General features: G+C 46.3%; 12 protein-coding genes. 2 read left to right on the top strand and 10 right to left on the bottom strand.

The genetic code is table 11. The features are described 5' to 3' along the window. Nucleotides 1-428 precede the first annotated feature (428 nt). From NV381_RS36510 to NV381_RS36470, 9 genes are all read right to left on the bottom strand, one after another. The gene (locus tag NV381_RS36510) at nucleotides 429-2,111 is read right to left on the bottom strand and encodes a copper resistance CopC/CopD family protein (RefSeq protein ID WP_258218178.1); all 1,683 of its coding nucleotides are present in this window, start codon (nucleotides 2,109-2,111) and stop codon (nucleotides 429-431) included. 32 nt (nucleotides 2,112-2,143) lie between these two features. Further along, a complete protein-coding gene (locus NV381_RS36505; protein WP_258218177.1) occupies nucleotides 2,144-2,551 on the bottom strand; it encodes a DUF2203 domain-containing protein in 408 nt (135 codons plus the stop codon). Nucleotides 2,552-2,578: 27 nt separating this feature from the next. After that, nucleotides 2,579-3,067 carry a nickel-responsive transcriptional regulator NikR gene (gene nikR, locus NV381_RS36500; RefSeq protein ID WP_258218176.1) on the bottom strand — a complete coding sequence of 163 codons (489 nt, stop codon included), beginning with the start codon at nucleotides 3,065-3,067 and terminating at the stop codon, nucleotides 2,579-2,581. A gap of 205 nt (nucleotides 3,068-3,272) precedes the next feature. Further along, a complete protein-coding gene (locus NV381_RS36495; protein ID WP_258218179.1) occupies nucleotides 3,273-4,058 on the bottom strand; it encodes a carbohydrate ABC transporter permease in 786 nt (261 codons plus the stop codon). 98 nt (nucleotides 4,059-4,156) lie between these two features. Continuing rightward, a complete protein-coding gene (locus NV381_RS36490; RefSeq protein WP_258218175.1) occupies nucleotides 4,157-5,041 on the bottom strand; it encodes a carbohydrate ABC transporter permease in 885 nt (294 codons plus the stop codon). Nucleotides 5,042-5,254: 213 nt separating this feature from the next. Further along, a complete protein-coding gene (locus tag NV381_RS36485; RefSeq protein WP_258218174.1) occupies nucleotides 5,255-6,568 on the bottom strand; it encodes an ABC transporter substrate-binding protein in 1,314 nt (437 codons plus the stop codon). A gap of 110 nt (nucleotides 6,569-6,678) precedes the next feature. Further along, on the bottom strand, nucleotides 6,679-7,857 hold the full coding sequence (locus NV381_RS36480; RefSeq protein ID WP_258218173.1) for a response regulator: 1,179 nt from the start codon (nucleotides 7,855-7,857) through the stop codon (nucleotides 6,679-6,681). 3 nt (nucleotides 7,858-7,860) lie between these two features. Next, nucleotides 7,861-9,147 carry an ABC transporter substrate-binding protein gene (locus NV381_RS36475; RefSeq protein WP_258218172.1) on the bottom strand — a complete coding sequence of 429 codons (1,287 nt, stop codon included), beginning with the start codon at nucleotides 9,145-9,147 and terminating at the stop codon, nucleotides 7,861-7,863. After that, nucleotides 9,134-10,951, bottom strand: coding sequence for a cache domain-containing sensor histidine kinase (locus NV381_RS36470; RefSeq protein ID WP_258218171.1), 1,818 nt, complete (start codon nucleotides 10,949-10,951; stop codon nucleotides 9,134-9,136). The genes NV381_RS36475 and NV381_RS36470 overlap by 14 nt, the downstream gene beginning before the upstream one ends. 772 nt (nucleotides 10,952-11,723) lie before the next feature. Here NV381_RS36470 and NV381_RS36465 point away from each other — a divergent pair. Together NV381_RS36465 and NV381_RS36460 are read left to right on the top strand one after the other, a co-directional pair. Beyond that, complete coding sequence (locus NV381_RS36465) at nucleotides 11,724-13,949, top strand: ribonucleoside-diphosphate reductase subunit alpha (RefSeq protein WP_258218170.1); 2,226 nt, start codon at nucleotides 11,724-11,726, stop codon at nucleotides 13,947-13,949. Nucleotides 13,950-14,376: 427 nt separating this feature from the next. Next, a complete protein-coding gene (locus NV381_RS36460) occupies nucleotides 14,377-15,414 on the top strand; it encodes a ribonucleotide-diphosphate reductase subunit beta (protein WP_258218169.1) in 1,038 nt (345 codons plus the stop codon). Nucleotides 15,415-16,443: 1,029 nt separating this feature from the next. Here NV381_RS36460 and NV381_RS36455 read toward each other — a convergent pair. Further along, complete coding sequence (locus NV381_RS36455) at nucleotides 16,444-16,974, bottom strand: TlpA family protein disulfide reductase (RefSeq protein WP_258218168.1); 531 nt, start codon at nucleotides 16,972-16,974, stop codon at nucleotides 16,444-16,446. Nucleotide 16,975 lies beyond the last annotated feature (1 nt).

Raw genomic sequence — 16,975 nt, 5'->3', positions numbered from 1 at the left:
GCGTCTGTGTAGATGTTGCCTTCCAGATTCCGCATACCGTCGGCCTATCTCAATGTTAGTCAATTTCGGGGCTCCGTCACTTTTCAGGCCTACTGCCTGACTGTCTACGCTTAGCACTCAACATTACTGCTGATAGCCCAAGACTCGCTATTGGCAACGCGGCTGCACGTTCTACCAAGCAGGGGTTCCACCTGCTAAATTACACGACCTTGCCCGGTCGCTCACGGAATCTCGACTTCCGCTATTGCCTTAAATTGGAGGCGAGAGATTGAATAAAGGAACTCTAAGTTCCGTTCATTTCCTCGAGAACCCCTGGCAGCTTCACCGCTCGCTAACCGTATAAAAAGCCCTCAGACATAAGACGTTAAATCATGTAAGTATAGTGGTCAGCCTTTAGGGCCGTGTATAGAACGACCATTTCTTAGTAGTTAGTAGAGCCTTATTTGCTTCTGATAGACGGTCTCGTCATCATTGCTGTCCATAACACGAACCTCGATATCCCAATAGCCAGGATACGGCAGATAGGCACCGCGCGCTTTGTACATGTGCTTTTTCATGTTATAAGATTCTTCATAAGCTTTCTCTTCTTCCGTAGTAAAGCTAAGCGGAACCTCTATGGGCGCAATTTCCGGTGTACCCTCGTTTCGCAGCTTGAGCAATACCTGCTTGGGCTTACCCAGCTTCTCCGGAAGCCACACCTTCACTGTAATGTCATTGATTCCTGGTACATTCGGTGTAATTTCTGTGGTCATGTGAATTTTCTCACCCATCACATGCCAATACAGCGGCTCGTTCGCCGGGAGCGGTGTCAGATAAGTAAATATACCGACAATACAAGCGATCAGAAGCGCTAAAACCGCATCAATCCGAAGCAGGTATGAAACCTTCTCAAGGGTGCGCTTACGGTACAGGATACGCAGAGTCAGCCCGGTTAACATGACAAGCAGCACGAGGGCGCTTTTGACCAAAAGCATTTTACCCCATTGGGTTTCTACCAAATAACCGATATCCGGCAGGAAAATCAGAACTATAAAAACACCGGATACGATCAGTAGAGCCATTGAAGCCAGAGCAGCCGATGAAAACCGCAGAAAAAATACTTTCGCATCCTCTTTACTGCGGCGCCAAAGCACAAGCAGCATTAGTAAACCACCCATCCATATAGCCGCTGCTGCCATGTGGACCACATCAAGCATTATCGTTTGTGATTGAGGCGCAAAAGCAGCCGCATGGCCATTCAAGCTTTTAAACAGCCATAAAAGAACCACCCATAACATATCCATCCATGGATTGCGATAAAGAACGATAAAACCAAGCAATGACAGTACAAGGCTGCTCAGCCATATGTACCCGATCCCCGTTGATGTAAACAGTGCGGCCATTGCTTCAGGGCCACCGTCTCCGACCATTGCGTAAATATGAGTAAACATGAACAACAGAAAAGCAATCAGGTAACCGCGCTGCAGCTGTACAGCCCAGCCTTCGAGCACAGGACGAACATTCCCGATATTTCTTAGACCAAAACGCAGCCATACCACCCAGCCAGTAAACAGCAGCATTGTCACATAATAGAGAATGCGGGACAAATAATTAACGATGTCCAAAATCCCCATTTCCTTGGATAACCCTTGAGAATGCATATGCTCCATATTGGAAGGAACCATGCCTGGCTGCTGACTTAAGCTCTGTCCTACGGCAAATATATAGGTTCCTTCAACGGGATGACCGTCCGCAGAAATCACATGATAAGTGACTACGTAATTGCCTGTTTCCAGCTTGGGCAGCTCCAATTCCAACACCATTCGGTTTGCGTTGAGCTTGGCTTTGCTAGCAGTAACCGGCTTTTGCTTGGAGTCAAAAACCTTGATGTAATAAACACCTTCCTCGAGCCTTTCATTAAAGTTTAGAACGACGCTTGGGGGGGCTTGCTGCAGCTCGGCATTGGCAGCCGGGACCGCATTCGTCAGGCTCGTATGGGCATAAGCTTGCTGCGGTGCTATTCCCCCTAAACACAACGAGAATACAAGTACAACCAGCAGAAAGACGCATAAGCTGTTCCATGAAAGCTTTCGTTGTTGTTTCGATGCTATGATTGCTATTGCGCTAGCCATTATGTCTATAAACCTCCTCCATCGTCTCCAGGCTATTCTTCAGTTAGCTTCCTTCTTCCTGCGAACCCATCATGAAGCCCGTGATAATGAGCGACACTTTCCTCGCCTTGACGCCAACAAAGCAGTACCTCCTGACCGTTTAACAAGGCCGGAAAATCTATCAGTCCTGAATCGATATCCTTTAATTGAACTCCTTTGAGCTCAAAGCTGCTAAGCAATGTATTTCCTTCCAGCTGCAGAAAATCCATTTCACATTCCAATGTAAAATAAGGATCACTGCCTTCCGGTAAGCCCCCCTGTTTCTGATGATAATCCTTCAGCTGGTGAAGCTCTTCATATTTATCACGGTATTGCTTCTTGATGCCTTGCAGTTTCTCCAGCTCCAGCTTCACCAAAGGCAGCAATGCGTTCGCTTCCGCCAAAGTAAAATAAATTTTCATACGGTTCTCCTCCGTTTTCGATCCGGTCTACTTGTCATGATTGTGACTGTGAGTGTGTGTATGATGATGTGAATGATCATGAACAGCAGCCTGCTCCTGTCCATCCACGTGCGTTACTGACAGCTCGGCATAGCTAACCCCTTTGAGCACCTGAATGCGCTGTTGAAGCTCGCGCAGTCTTCTTACAACGCCTCTTACTACAATAACCTCCAAGCATTGATGAGGATTCAGATGGATATGCATAGTGGAGTTAATCTCAGAATGATAGTCATGCTGCAGCTCCGTCAGAACAATAGGCAGATCGCTTACATGATGATCGTATACCATTACAATAGTTCCTGCCGCTAATTGCTCGGATACGATATGGGACGGTGCAAGCAGCGCTCTGCGCACCAAATCCCTGACCGCCTCGGAGCGATTGTCATATCCTTGATCAACAATTAAGGCATCGAACTGCTCAATCAGTGATTGCGGCATCGATATGCCGAACCTGACGAGTGATTCCTTCTCGGTCATTGAACTCTCCCCTTTTCCGCTAACCATTTCTTCTTGCCCTAAATGTAGCACATTAGGAAGTACCAATCCAAGTTATTCACATATATGTAAAAAAGGCGTTGGAAATATGAGAGTTTCGAAGAGTGCTGCTTTTATAAAATTAAAAAAAGAGCTCCTTCCATCACGCAATGTGATAAGAAGTGCTCATTTTGGGGGAGCCTGTTAATCAATCCTTGACTGAGCCCTGCATCAGACCGGATATAAACTGCCTGCTGAACAGAGTAAACACAATAACCAGAGGAACCGTCGCCATTAGTGTAGCAGCCATAACCATCGAATAGTCAGTGCTGTACACCCCGTTCATCGAGGCGATCAGCATTTGAATGGTGAATTTATTTTGTACCGAAATTACAACCAGCGGCCATAAGTAATCGTTCCAGGAGCCCAGAAAGGTAATGATGCCAAGCGTCGCCAGAGCAGGCCGTAAAATCGGCAGCGCAATGCGCCAGTACAGGTCGAACGTGTTGCAGCCGTCAATACGTCCGGCATTGATCAATTCGTCATGGATGACGGATTGAGAATACTGCCTCATCCAAAATATGCCGAACGCGCTTGCCGCTCCCGGTATTATCAATGCCTTCAGCTCATTAATCCAGCCCAGCTTCTGCATGATGATGAACTGCGGGATCAGTCCCAACTGCTGCGGTACCATCATCGTGAGCAGCAAAAACATAAAGAGCGGGCCCTTTGCCGGAAAAGGGAATTTCGCAAACGCAAAGCCCGCCATCGAACAAAAGAAGAGTACGATTAACGTATGCAGCCCCGCTACAGTCAATGTATTGAAAAAGGATTGAAAAAAGTCGACTTTATTCAACACTTTACCGATATTGATGAGCAACTGGTCACTCGGCACCACGCGTGGCGGAAATCGGAACATATCTGACGTTGTGGCCGTAGACATTACAAACAGCCAGTAGAACGGAAATAATGAGATCAGCGAGCCTGCGCACATGCCCGTGTATACGAAAAAGGTTCCCACCCGAAAGGAAAACCTCGAAGTTATAGAAGGAGTTCTCAAGGCTGCTGACGCTTTGGATGCTGTAGAAGCCATCAGATCCCCTCCCCTCTGGAAACAAACTTCCAATTCAAGAATGAAAATACGGCAATAATTAGGAATAACATCCACGCTATTGCCGAAGCATAGCCGAACAAATGATTTCCAAATGCCTGATTATACAAGTAAAGCACGAGGGTAAGTCCGCCCTTCGTTGCACCGCCCGAAAGACCTACCAGTATGGCCGGCTCTGTGAACAGCTGCATGCCGCCAATCGTTGACAAAATAACGGTAAACAAAATAATCGGGCGCAGCAGCGGCAACGTGATATAAAAAAATTGCTGCGGCCTGCTCGCTCCATCAATCGTTGCAGCCTCGTACAGATCGCCCGATATACTTTGCAGCCCCGCTAAATAAATAATGGCGTTGTAGCCTGTCCATCGCCAAATCACCATGAGCGATATGGCCACCTTGACCCAGAACGTATCGTTGATCCAATCGATTGTGGGCAGTCCAATTGCGGAAAATAAACCGTTAAGCAACCCAAACTGTGCACCGAAAAATGAACCGAAAATGATCGAAACCGCGACGATCGATGTAATATTCGGCAGAAAAAAGATGGCGCGGAACGTATTTTTAAACCTCATGAACGAAGCGTTTAACAAGAACGCAACTACAAGCGCCAAAAACAATTGAGGCAGCGTTGACAGAAACCAGATGATGAATGTGTTCCCTACCGAGTTCCAAAAATCCGGGTCATCCGTCAACAGGTTGCGGAAGTTGCGCAGCCCTACAAACTCCATCTGCCCCAGGCCGTCCCAGGCATGAAAGGCCAAATATAACGAAAACAAAATCGGAAACAGGCCAAATACAATAAACAACAAATAAAATGGCGATATCATCAGATAAGGAGCCGCGTATTGTTTTAAAGCCTTCATCATTCACACCTCCTTAGTGTAAGAAAAGCTTCTGATCGAAGCCCTTTCGAGGAAGATACATTCGTGACTAAGTTGTAGCTTTTCTTGCAATATCAGACTTGTTCAGCTCTGCTGAAAATTTATAAAGTCTGATATTGTAAAAAAGAAAGCAGAGTGAGCGTTGCAGGTGTTCCTGCACCTCACCCTGCCCTTAAGCAGCATTCATTTGCCGCTCAGTTACTTATTTTTCAGCTTGGCCTTGGCTTTCTCGATAAGCGCTGCAAATTCTTTATCAGGGTCCTTGCTCTTATCGACTGTAACAGCCTGCATTCCGTCGCTTAATATCGTCTCAACCGTTTGATAATCCGGTCCTTTCCGTTGTACCTTAACCTCCTTGGCAACTTCCGAGAACAGAACACCAAGCTTCTGGTTACCCCAGAACTCATATCCCTGCTCTGTAATTGCCTTGTCTCCGTAAACGGACGGAGCAGAAGGGAAGTTGCCTGACAGCTTGAACACTTCCAGTTGCTGCTGAGGTGAAATTAACCAGCTGATTGCCGTGTAAGCTTCTTTCGCATATTTGCCTTGCTTCGGAACGGTTAAGAAAGAGCCTCCCATGTTTCCTGTGCCTTCCGGTATTTTAGCGGCGCGCCATTTTCCTTTTGTATCAGGAGCCCGAGTTTCCACATGGCCACGTCCCCAGGCCGCCGATATATAAGTCCCGATTTTGCCGGAATTCAGTGCAGCAGAATATTCCTGCAGCGCATTTTTTTGGTCAAAAGAGCCGGCAATACCCATTTGATGCGCTTTTTTATAATATTCCAAAGCCTTTTTTACTTGAGCGTTTGTATCAATAATCAGCTTGTCGTCTTTGTCAAAGTAAAGCTCGTTGCCCTGGTCGCGGATTGCACCGTACAGCTCATACGGATTCGATAAAATATTAGTACCGGTCTTCTCCTTAAGCACCTTGCCGGCTGCAAGGAAATCATCCCAGTTTTTAATTTTAGCTGCCACATCATTCGGTTCAAAAGGAAGTCCTGCTTGCTGGAATAGATCCTGGCGGTAGTACAAAACCATCGGTCCGATATCCGTAGGTAAACCTAATTGCTTATCTCCAACCATGGATTGCTTCCATTTCCATTCCAAGTAATCTTTAGCAAGACCTTTGGCACCGAATTCGTTCAAATCATAAAATTTATCGGGATATTTCAAAAACTGGTCAATCTGCGAAATATCGATCATGGCGATATCCGGAGCACCCGATCCAGCCGACAACGCAGTCAGCAGCTTGCTGTGGGAATCTTCCCATTTATAAATTTGCGGAATAATCTCGATGTTCGGATGTGTTTTGTTGAATTCAGGAATAATTTTTTCAAACGAAGCCCCTTGCCAAAACCACATTTGTAATTGAACCTTTTTGCCATCATTACTTTTTGCAGTCCCATCAGCCGACTTGGCAGCATCCCCTCCACCCATTCCGCATGCGCTTAGAAGCAAAACAAGCGATAACAACACCAGAAAAAATGACTTTCCATTCAGCAGACTTTTCATCGATAGCGCTCCTTTCAATAGTCGGCCCTCTAAGAAAGCCCTTACATTTATTATAGGATGCGGTCTGTTTACGAGTATAGGTGACCATTCTTAGATTTCTTGCAGTATTGTTAGGAACTTACCGAGGCTGTCCGATAGTCGTTGGGCGACATGCCTTCCACCGTTTTAAACATGCGGCTGAAATATGCCGGATCCTTATACCCTGACAGCTCGCATATCTCGTACATTTTAAGATGTGTTTCCCGCAGCAGCCGCTTGGCTTGGGTCAGGCGATATTGTGTTAAGTATTGGGAATAAGTCAATCCTGTCTCCTGATGAAATAGATTGCTTAAATAGTTGGCATTCACTTGGTAAGTTTGAGAAAAATCAGCAAGCTGGGCCCCGCCGGCATATTCATTATGAACGTAGGCAAGCAGCGCCCGAACAATCGGGGCAATAGCCTCTCCCGTTTCCGTTCGTCTGGACAATTCAGTAAAACCTAAGCTGATCATGCTGCGGATATACATCAGGCTGAGATCTTTGATTTCCGTTGCATAACCGCCGTAGCCGCTTTTAACTGGAAGACGCAGCTTTTCACTAATCCAGACGGCCGTCTCCTTCACCTGACGATCCCAAGCTTCCTTATCAAAATTATCCGTAAATAAGACAACCGTAATAAGCCGGTCCTCAAGACAAACTACAGCCGATCCCAGCCTGCTGAAAGCCTCATACGCGCAGCTGCGGATAAAATACCGTACGCTGGCTTCACCAAGCGATTGCAGCTCCTTCGTGGAAAAGGAAACGAGCACTATTTTATCGTAAGAAGGAATTAAATTCTCATCAAAGGTTGGAAGCGGTACATCGTGAAGCAAATCATGGATACGTTTCTCCAGCAGGGCTTGATTGCGAATTACTTTTACTTGCCGATCCTCCCGGCGCTGCCGGTATTTCATGTAAGCTGCGGCGTGGATCTCCTCGAGCTTTTTCTTGGAAAGCGGCTTGAGCAAATATTCCGTCACTTGATGCTGTACAGCCAGCAGTGCATATTCAAACTCCGCATGTCCAGTTAGCACATACACGTCGGTTTCCGGATACTGCGCACGAATACGGGCTGCAAGCTGAAGCCCATCCACAGCCGGCATACGAATGTCGGTTATAACTAATTGAATCTCATGCTGCTCCAACAGCTTGATCGCTTCAAAGCCATCCTCAGCTTCGAATACCGTACTGACGCCCTCCATCATCGAAAGCACCCTGCAAACCGACATCCGCACATTCGGCTCATCATCCACGACAAGTGTACAAAACATGATTCACTCTCCTTTTGCTTGCTCATGAATTTGTTGGAGGACTGAAGTCCAAGCACGAACAGGATCCATACCTTCCCCTTCTACCCTGCGCAGTCCGTCTCTCACTATGCGGTCAATACGGCTGAAGTCCATTTCTTCATACTCGGCCTTATAACGAAGCGCTGAATATGAATACAATTGCCCTACTGGAGCATTATGGAAAAAAGGATCGCGGACATCAAGAAAGCTTGCCGACGCATACGTTTCGGGGGTTGACGGAAAATTACCGTTTGCCATAAAATTGCTCAACTGCTGTTGAGGCGCTGTCAACCATAATGCAAGCTCATACGCCTCTTTCGGATAACGGCTCGACTTGGGGACTGACAGGAAGCTGCCTTGCCAATTGGAGGACTGGCCTGGAGCACGGGCCAGATCCCATTTGCCGCTTGTTGCCGGCGCATTCTTCTTCATCGCTCCATGCACCCAAGACGGAGCCAATACAGCGGCAAATTGCCCGGATATAGCTCCCTCTGCCCATACCGGAGTTTGGGAGGGCAATCCTGCATTCAAGCCAAGCTTATGAAAGCGTACGGCCCGGTCCCAAGCTTCTTTCATGCGTGTATTCATCGCTATATGACCCGAAACCTGTGCAGAAAATGGCGAATCCTCGAACTGGTTCATATAGGTGGAATAAACATTTAATAAATTATCGAATAAAAACACACCGGTTTTCTCTTTCAACAGCAGCCCTGCCTTCTCAATATCATCCCAGCTGCCAAACGCACTGCTTACCTCTGACCGCTCATAAGGCAAGCCTGCGGCTTGAAACAAATCGTGACGATACGCCAAAGCTACAGGGCCAATGTCGGCAGGCATTCCGTATAGAAATGTACCATCCTTGCTTTCCGCTTGACGCCACTTCCATTCCAGGTAATGAATCCTCTCGTCCCCAAAGTCATACATGTTGTAAAAATACATCGGGAACCGTTTTAACTGGTTCAATTGTGAAACGTCCAACAAAACAATGTCAGGAGCATCGCTTCTGGTTGCGAATGAGGTTTTCAAGCTTGGCACCATATCATCGAATTGAGCGATAGTTACTTCGACATCGATGTTATGATGGCTCAATACGTAGGCTTTAATGGATGTTTCAAGTCCACTGCCCGGCCATAGCCAGACGCGGAGCGTTGTTGCGGGTGCCGCTGACTTCATGTTAGGAAGCGCAAGCTGCGGCGTACATCCGGTTGAAGCCATAAGAAGCGCCAGCAAGAGCATGACAGGAACAAAGCTATGGAAGCTACGCAGCACCATCCCCTCCTTTACCTTCATTTCTGACCGAATCATGTCCGCTCGCATGGAGCGGTAATGTCAATACGACACGCAGGCCTCCAACCGGACTCTGCGACAGAGTCAGACCATAGGGCAGACCGAAGAAAGCCCGGATTTGCTTATGCAAATTCGTAAGACCAATACCTCCGCCCTTTTCTTCCAGCAGATGCTCCGCATGAATCCGTGCTTCCAGAGCTCTCCATGCAGGCTCATCCATACCCTCACCATTATCCTCTACAGAGCAATACAGCATGTTGTTACTGCTGTATAAATGGACTCGGATGTACCAATGACCGCCTGCCTTCCTCTCCAGCCCATGGTGGAACGCATTCTCAACAAGTGGCTGCAGCACAAGGCGGATCACCTGCTGATCCTCTATTCCTGGCTCGATCTCCATATCCACGCTGAATTTCTCCCCATACCGCGAACGCTGGAGCAACAGATAGCGTTCCAGTTGGGCCAGGTCCTCTCGAAGTGTCACCAGCTCCGAGGACGGGTGAACGCTGTAACGAAGCAGATCGCTTAGCGCAAGAGTCATTTCCTGCGCTGCATCATAGCGCTTATCTTCGATCGTCCAATAAATCAGATTCAGTGAATTGTACAAGAAATGAGGACGGAATTGCGCCTTCAATGCTACAAGCTGCGCACGCTGCTCACTTATTTGCTGTTCGGATAAACGTTCTATAACCTCTTCTAGCTGATTCACCATCCGGTTATAGTTATCATACAGAAATGAAATTTCACGGCTGGCAAAACGCTTTTTTATAGGGAGAATACGTTCAAGGCCTATGCGGTTCATTCCGCCTGCCAAATGTCGGATAGGCTTAGTCAAGCTCCACGTAAAATAAGCTACTAGTATAAGCGCTATCACAATGCCAACCGCAATCGTCAGCAGGGCATTGATCCAGATTTGCGCAGCGTCACCGTATACAGCCTCCCGCTTGAAGTAAGCTATAGTCGTCCAGCCGCTGTAAGAGGATGTGGCATAAGTCACATACATTCGCTCACGTTCTTCCCGTGTTGTCCATTCGAAGAACGGCTGCGCATTGCCCCCAAACTTCGCAAACAACCCTTGATCGGCCGCTGTCCCAATCTCGCGGTGCTCGGTTGAATAAACGATATTGCCAGAGGAATCCATCACTTGAACTTTCCGTTCGATACGCTGTCCCGTTTCTCCGATAATCCTGTTGATTTTTTCAACCGGAAAAACAACGAATTGATCGCCTATCACTTTCAAATCACGCTGATCCTTCAATTTTCTAGCCCCGATGATCGCCGGAATTTCCCCGTCCCGCCAAGCGGGTCCGTAAACCCAGAGCATACGGCCATCCAATCGGTCAATTTTGCCAAACCAGGTAACAGACCCCAGTTCATCGTAGTTGCGCCAAAACAATTGCAGTGATTCATTCGAAGCGTAGGCAACTCCGTTAAGCCCAAACAAATGAATCAGCATATCATTTGCAATATAACGCACTTTCTCCGCCATGTACCTGTTAAGTCCGATTGTATCTGTAGCATCAGGAATGCCGGATGTCCCGGTTAATGTTTTTTGCACCCTTTCATCAAACGCCATCATTTGTGAAAATTGATCGTACTGTCGAAGCAATACATCGATTTTGGCTGAAAGCTGTTCCACCGATTCCTGGGTATACCCTGCAGACCGGTTTAATAGCATTTGAGAGGCGAGACGGTAGTTAAATATGTTAGTAAGAGCTATCACCAACACGGCTATAACGAACATACCGGCCAACAGCTGGACAAATATCGGCAGCGGACGGCGAAGCATAGATGCTCACCCCATTTCCGGTTATCTGGGTACAACAACAAACCAAGCTTTTTATTGGAATAAATGGAAATTAATAGCGTACGAAAACAATTAATTCGCTCCTGTCAGCATGTATTCCTTCTTTTGTTTCTCACCTGTCGGCAGCTGTGTATTTGTCTTCAAAAGACAAGTTAAAGGCAGTAGGTCTAATCACCTATTTTTTGTTTCTGCGTCATTTTGTCACTTTTATAGTCATCTCTCGTTTTTATTCAAAAACCCTGTATTACTTCGTGAATGCTTCATTTTTGACGTTTTGGAACCGCTTCCATAACTCTTTTCTGTCGAAAATTAATAGATTGACAGGCACCATATATTGAGGTAAATTCTTCTTACGGCTTTATCGGCAACTAGATATTGTGGAATCACACATTCCTCACGACAAATTTTGTCATTAGTAGTTTAATAGGGTGATCAACACAAGCCCCGTGCGGCCTCACAACCGATATTGAGGATATGATGTAACAAATCGCACTTTACTTCCAAGTCAGAAACTCCCTATTTACTAATAGACGCTATCTGCATATTGTGTGTTACATACGACAGGTCAGCATGTCCTTGTGTTCGCATTAATGTTTAGTTCAACCCGAGAAAACAGGTATCAAACTCCGCATGGCTGCAAACCATCATGGTTATTGGCATGTGCCTGCAAGGACAGGGGCGGCATGCTTTTTCATTTTATGCGGAACTAGATTTTGTTTATCCCATCTTTGCTCGAAAAGGAGTAGGTAGTAGGATGATTATTGTTAAAAGAGACGGTACTAAGGAAGAACTCGTATTTTCGAAAATGAAAAAGGTAATTGACTTTGCTAGTGAAGCTTATCCTGAGTGCGATCCGCTTGAGCTGGAAACCGCTCTGCTTCCGTTGTTCCGCAATGGCATTACCACAAAAGAAATTCAACGTCTATTAATCCAGGTTGCTGTTGAAAAAACCAGCGTGGAACAGCCTACTTGGCAATACGTTGCCGCTAAGCTGCTCGCCTACGATTTATATAAAGAAGCCCGTACAAACCGTAAATACGGCCACTTCGGTTATGGGGACTTGTATTCCCTCGTTACGTATTTAACCGATATGGGATTATACGGCAAGTACATTCTGGAGCATTACTCCCGTGAAGAAATACAGGAGCTTGGAGCCTATATCAAGCCCGAGCGCGATTACCTGTTGAATTATATCGGCCTCAAAACCTTATCGGATCGTTATTTAATCCGCGGCGTTGATAAAGAAGTGCTGGAGCTTCCGCAAGAGCTATTTATGGGCGTTGCTATGCATCTGGCTATGAAAGAAGCGGATAAGCTGAAATGGGCCAAGCAATTCTATGATGTCCTCAGCAAGCTTGAGATGACAGTAGCAACACCTACACTTGCCAATGCCCGCAAGCCGCTGCATCAATTGTCCAGCTGCTTCATCGATACTGTACCTGATAATCTATGGGGCATTTATAATGTAGACCAAAGCTTCGCGCAAGTATCCAAGCATGGAGGCGGCATGGGAATTTACGTTGGTAAAGTACGCAGCCGCGGCTCCAACATTCGTGGTTACAAAGGCGTAGCCGGTGGCGTTGTGCCTTGGATCAAAAACTACAATAATACCGCTATTGCGGTTGACCAATTGGGAGTCCGCTCCGGTGCAGTAGCTGTTTATCTGGATGTATGGCACAAGGATATTCTTGATTTCTTGAATCTCAAAACAAACAACGGTGACGATCGCATGAAGGCGCATGACATCTTCCCTGGCGTGTGCATCCCCGATCTGTTCATGAAGACGGCTCAAGAAAGAGGCACCTGGTACCTGTTCGATCCGCATGAGGTTCGTAAGGTCAAAGGCTATTCCATTGAGGACAGCTGGGGTGAAGAATGGGAAAGCCGTTACTGGGATTGCGTGAATGACGATAAGATTTCCAAGGATGAAATTCCGGCTATCGATATTATGAAGCGGATCATGACAAGCTCGTTCGAAACGGGCACACCGTTCCTGTTCTTCCGCGATACCGTGAACCGTGCAAACCCGAACAAACATGCCGGAATGATTTATTGCTCCAACCTGTGCACAGAAATTTGCCAGAATATGAGCGCAACCGAGCTTGTTGAATCCAACCATGAAGACGGCATTATAACGAACCAAGTGAAGAGCGGTGACTTTGTTGTCTGCAACCTGTCCTCAACGAATCTTGGGCGTGTTTATACCAAAGAAGACATTGAACGGGTTGTTACCACACAAATCCGGATGATGGATAACGTTATCGATCTCAATTATTATCCAATCCCGCAAGCCGAAATTACTAATAAAAAATACCGTGCAGTCGGACTCGGTTCCAGCGGTTATCATCAAATGCTTGCACAGCTTAAAATTTTGTGGGAAACCGACGATCACATTGCCAAAGCGGATGAAGTGTATGAATGGATGAACTATTATGCGATCAAAGCCTCCATGGAAATCGCCAAAGAAAAAGGCGCCTTCCGAGTGTTCGAAGGCAGTGAATGGCAAACAGGCGCTTATTTCGAAGCGCGCGGCTATGATAGCCCGGAATGGCTCGAGCTCAAGGAGCAGGTTGCTAAGCACGGTGTGCGTAACGGCTGGTTGTTCGCTATCGCCCCTACTGCATCCACTTCATTGATCGCTGGTTCGACTGCCGGTATCGATCCTATCTTCAACAAGTTTTTCGTAGAAGAGAAGAAAAATGCCGTGATTCCACAAACAGCTCCGAATCTTAACGCGGATACCATGTGGTACTACAAGGAAGCTCATCGTATTGATCAGCTTTGGAGCATTAAGGCTGCCGGTGCTCGCCAGCGCCATATCGACCAGGCTCAATCATTCAACTTATACATCACGCCAGAGCTGTCCGCCAAGGAATTCCTTGAGCTGTATATGGCCGCTTGGGAAAACGGCTTGAAAACCGTTTACTACGTTCGTAATAAAAGCCTTGAGATAGAAGATTGTGTAAGCTGCTCCGCTTAATGGCATACTAATTTTGTTCAAGTTTGATCCAGAAGAGGTATGGTTTAGAGGGACTGGAGTTGGTAGTTGTAGTCCTTCCGGCGGCGTTATATTAGCCGCCAAAGCAGCAGCGAAGCGAACTGCTCATGTTTAATGTTTGAGGTTTGAGGTTTGCATCTTTAGAAGAATGTTTAGAAATAGAGCGTGTACTTACCGACAATTTGCCTTGTGCAAATTGTCGGTAAGTACGTAAGCGGACCCTTCCACCCAATAAGCTCATAAACCTATGCACCAAACGTTAAGCGTGTAGGAGGAAGACTTGGCGCCAGCCATAGTCATCCTCCTACAGACGCGATCCGAACAACAAAAAGTAACTCCCAAACAACGGGGGTCCAGGGGGCAGCGCCCCATGGGGTCCCCCTTGCAGGGGGATTTAGGGGGTAGTCCCATGGACTTAAACAAGAAAAAGCTTTTTAACGAACACGGTGACCGTGACTGGGGAAAACGCCGCATGATTGGTGGAAACACAACAAACCTGATCGAGCTGAACAACGTCAAATATGACTGGGCCACAAAGATGTACCGGACGATGATGAACAACTTCTGGATTCCTGAGGAAATCCCTTTGGCTCAAGATGCTAAGGATTATAAGTTTCTTTCGCCGCATGAACGTCAAAGCTATGATAAGATTATCAGCTTTCTGATTTTTCTCGATTCTCTGCAGACCTCCAATCTGCCGAACATTAACGAATATATTACAGCTCCAGAGGTTAATCTTTGCTTAACCGTACAAACCTTCCAGGAAGCCGTCCACAGCCAAAGCTATTCTTATATTTTGGACAGTGTATGCTCTGCCGAAGTTCGTGATGAAATATATAATCAATGGCGAGAAGACAAGCACTTGCTGCGCCGCAACCGGTTTATAACCGACTTGTATGAAAGCTTTATCGAAGAGCCGACAACGCAAAATTTATTAAAAGCGATTATGGCCAATTACATATTGGAAGGCATCTACTTCTACAGCGGTTTCAGCTTCTTCTATGCGCTTGGACGCCAAGGCAAAATGCTTGGAACGGTATCGGAAATAAAATATATTCAGCGGGATGAGCTGACCCATTTAGCTTTATTCCAAAATATTTTCCGCGAAATTCGCAAAGAAAATCCGGAGCTGTTCACCGAGGAGCTCGTTGAAGATCTGCGTAATATGATGAGAACCGCTGTTGAGCATGAAGTAGAGTGGGGTCAATATATTACGGACAATCAGATCAATGGTCTTAGCAATGAGATTATCGAGCAATACATTAAATACTTGTCCAATGAGCGTATGCGTAAGCTTGGTCTTGACATCCTGTACCCAGAGATTGAAGATCACCCAATGAAATGGGTTGAAAGCTTCAGCAACATGAATAGTATGAAAACCGACTTTTTCGAACAAAAAGTAACGAACTACAGCAAATCCTCCAGCTTAAACTGGGACGATCTATAGTTCTTTAAGCCATAATATACGTAAAAAAGGGGCTGTCCCAAAAGTCATTTTGAGACAACCCCTCCACCCTTTTATCCTGAATAGATGGTTGCAAAAGAGCCCTCAATTCCACTTTAATAGTTGAAGGCTTTTTTGCATATTCTTGTGTATTCTTAGTGATGAATAAGATGAGGTCGCTTTCCAGCGCGTGCTCATCGCGGGTATCGGGTTCGTGGCTCATGGTTCGGTTACGGCATTGCATGGCAGTCTGGCGCACTCCGTGCAATTATCAGGAAAATATCAAGTTAGTTACTCCGAAAATAGCGTTCCAAGCCTTATAGCTGGAATTTCTCAGGCTAATTCTACGTATTTTGGCTGATATCCACCATTTCATCTCTATTTAGAGTTAGTTTTTCCAGTTAGATTGATTTCAGGCGATATCCACGCTGGATTAGCGTTACAATTTCCATCTATTTCTTTTCTTTCCGCAGCGGCCCGACAAATCCTGGTCTCCTCTAGACTGAAAGCAGCCTTTGAACATCGCTTCTCGCCCCATCACTTAAGCAACATCCAAAAAGCGGCCGAACTCATTTATGGATTTTCAAACCCTCACTCTGAGGGGAATTTCCCTACGAAAAAGACGCTTCCATTTCCGCTTACATGGTGGTTTTGGAGGCGCATTTGTTCATAATTTGGAACTGATTCATTCATTGATACCCTTTTGGGACAGCCTCTTTTTCTGTTCTGCGTATAAGAACAAACTCGTACATTTGTGCGTAATCCTCATTAAGCGGCAGATCACTCGCTTAGGGGAAGAGAGGTGCGCTATTTCATTGTGTAAACGTTATTTTTCAAGTCAAACGGAACTAGGATCACTTATTTGCTTAAAATACGGCATTTTCAGCTTATTAAATAGGGAATAGCGTATCGTAGTTCCGTGACTTGATGAATTTAGTTCGGATACAGGATAATAGTGAATTGACGTTCCACTAGTAAGTTAACAAAAAAAGAGACCGACTTTATCGATCCCTTGCTTCTCGTAGTACTTGGTCACTTGCTAAGCTCAAGAATTCTCTCCTCCAAGTGCTTTGGCTCCACAACATTTATGATCTCTGTGACGTTCCCTTTCTTGTCAATTAGAAAGCTGGTCGGAATCGCTCTGTACTGATACAAATCCTGGCTTCGTCCCTGATAGTCCAGGAGCACTGGAAACTTGAAATCAAACTCCTTAACCATCTTCCTCGCATCCGCCAATTCATCCTGCGACGTTACATTAACCGCATAAATGTCGAAGCGATCGCTGTATTGATCGTACAGCCGCTTTAAATCCGGAGCTTCCTCCCGGCAGGGGACGCACCACGATGCCCAGAAGTTCAAAAGCAGGGGCTTTTCGCGCTCTCCCCCTACTTTGTAGGTTTGACCGTCCAAAGCAGGCAATTCAAGCAATGGAGCCGCAAGCCCTGGCTGTGGACCCACACCTGCTGGCCTGGCGGCCCTTTCCTGGCGTATTGAAATCGTCTGAAAAACGGCCAAACCGGCGAGCACAACTAACACTCCCATGATGATCCAATTACGCTTCATA

It is taken from the genome of Paenibacillus radicis (ex Xue et al. 2023) (assembly GCF_024722015.1).
Classification (GTDB): domain Bacteria; phylum Bacillota; class Bacilli; order Paenibacillales; family NBRC-103111; genus Paenibacillus_S.
The sequence above is the reverse complement of the archived record's forward strand: the minus strand, read 5'-3'. Positions and strand labels throughout refer to the sequence as shown.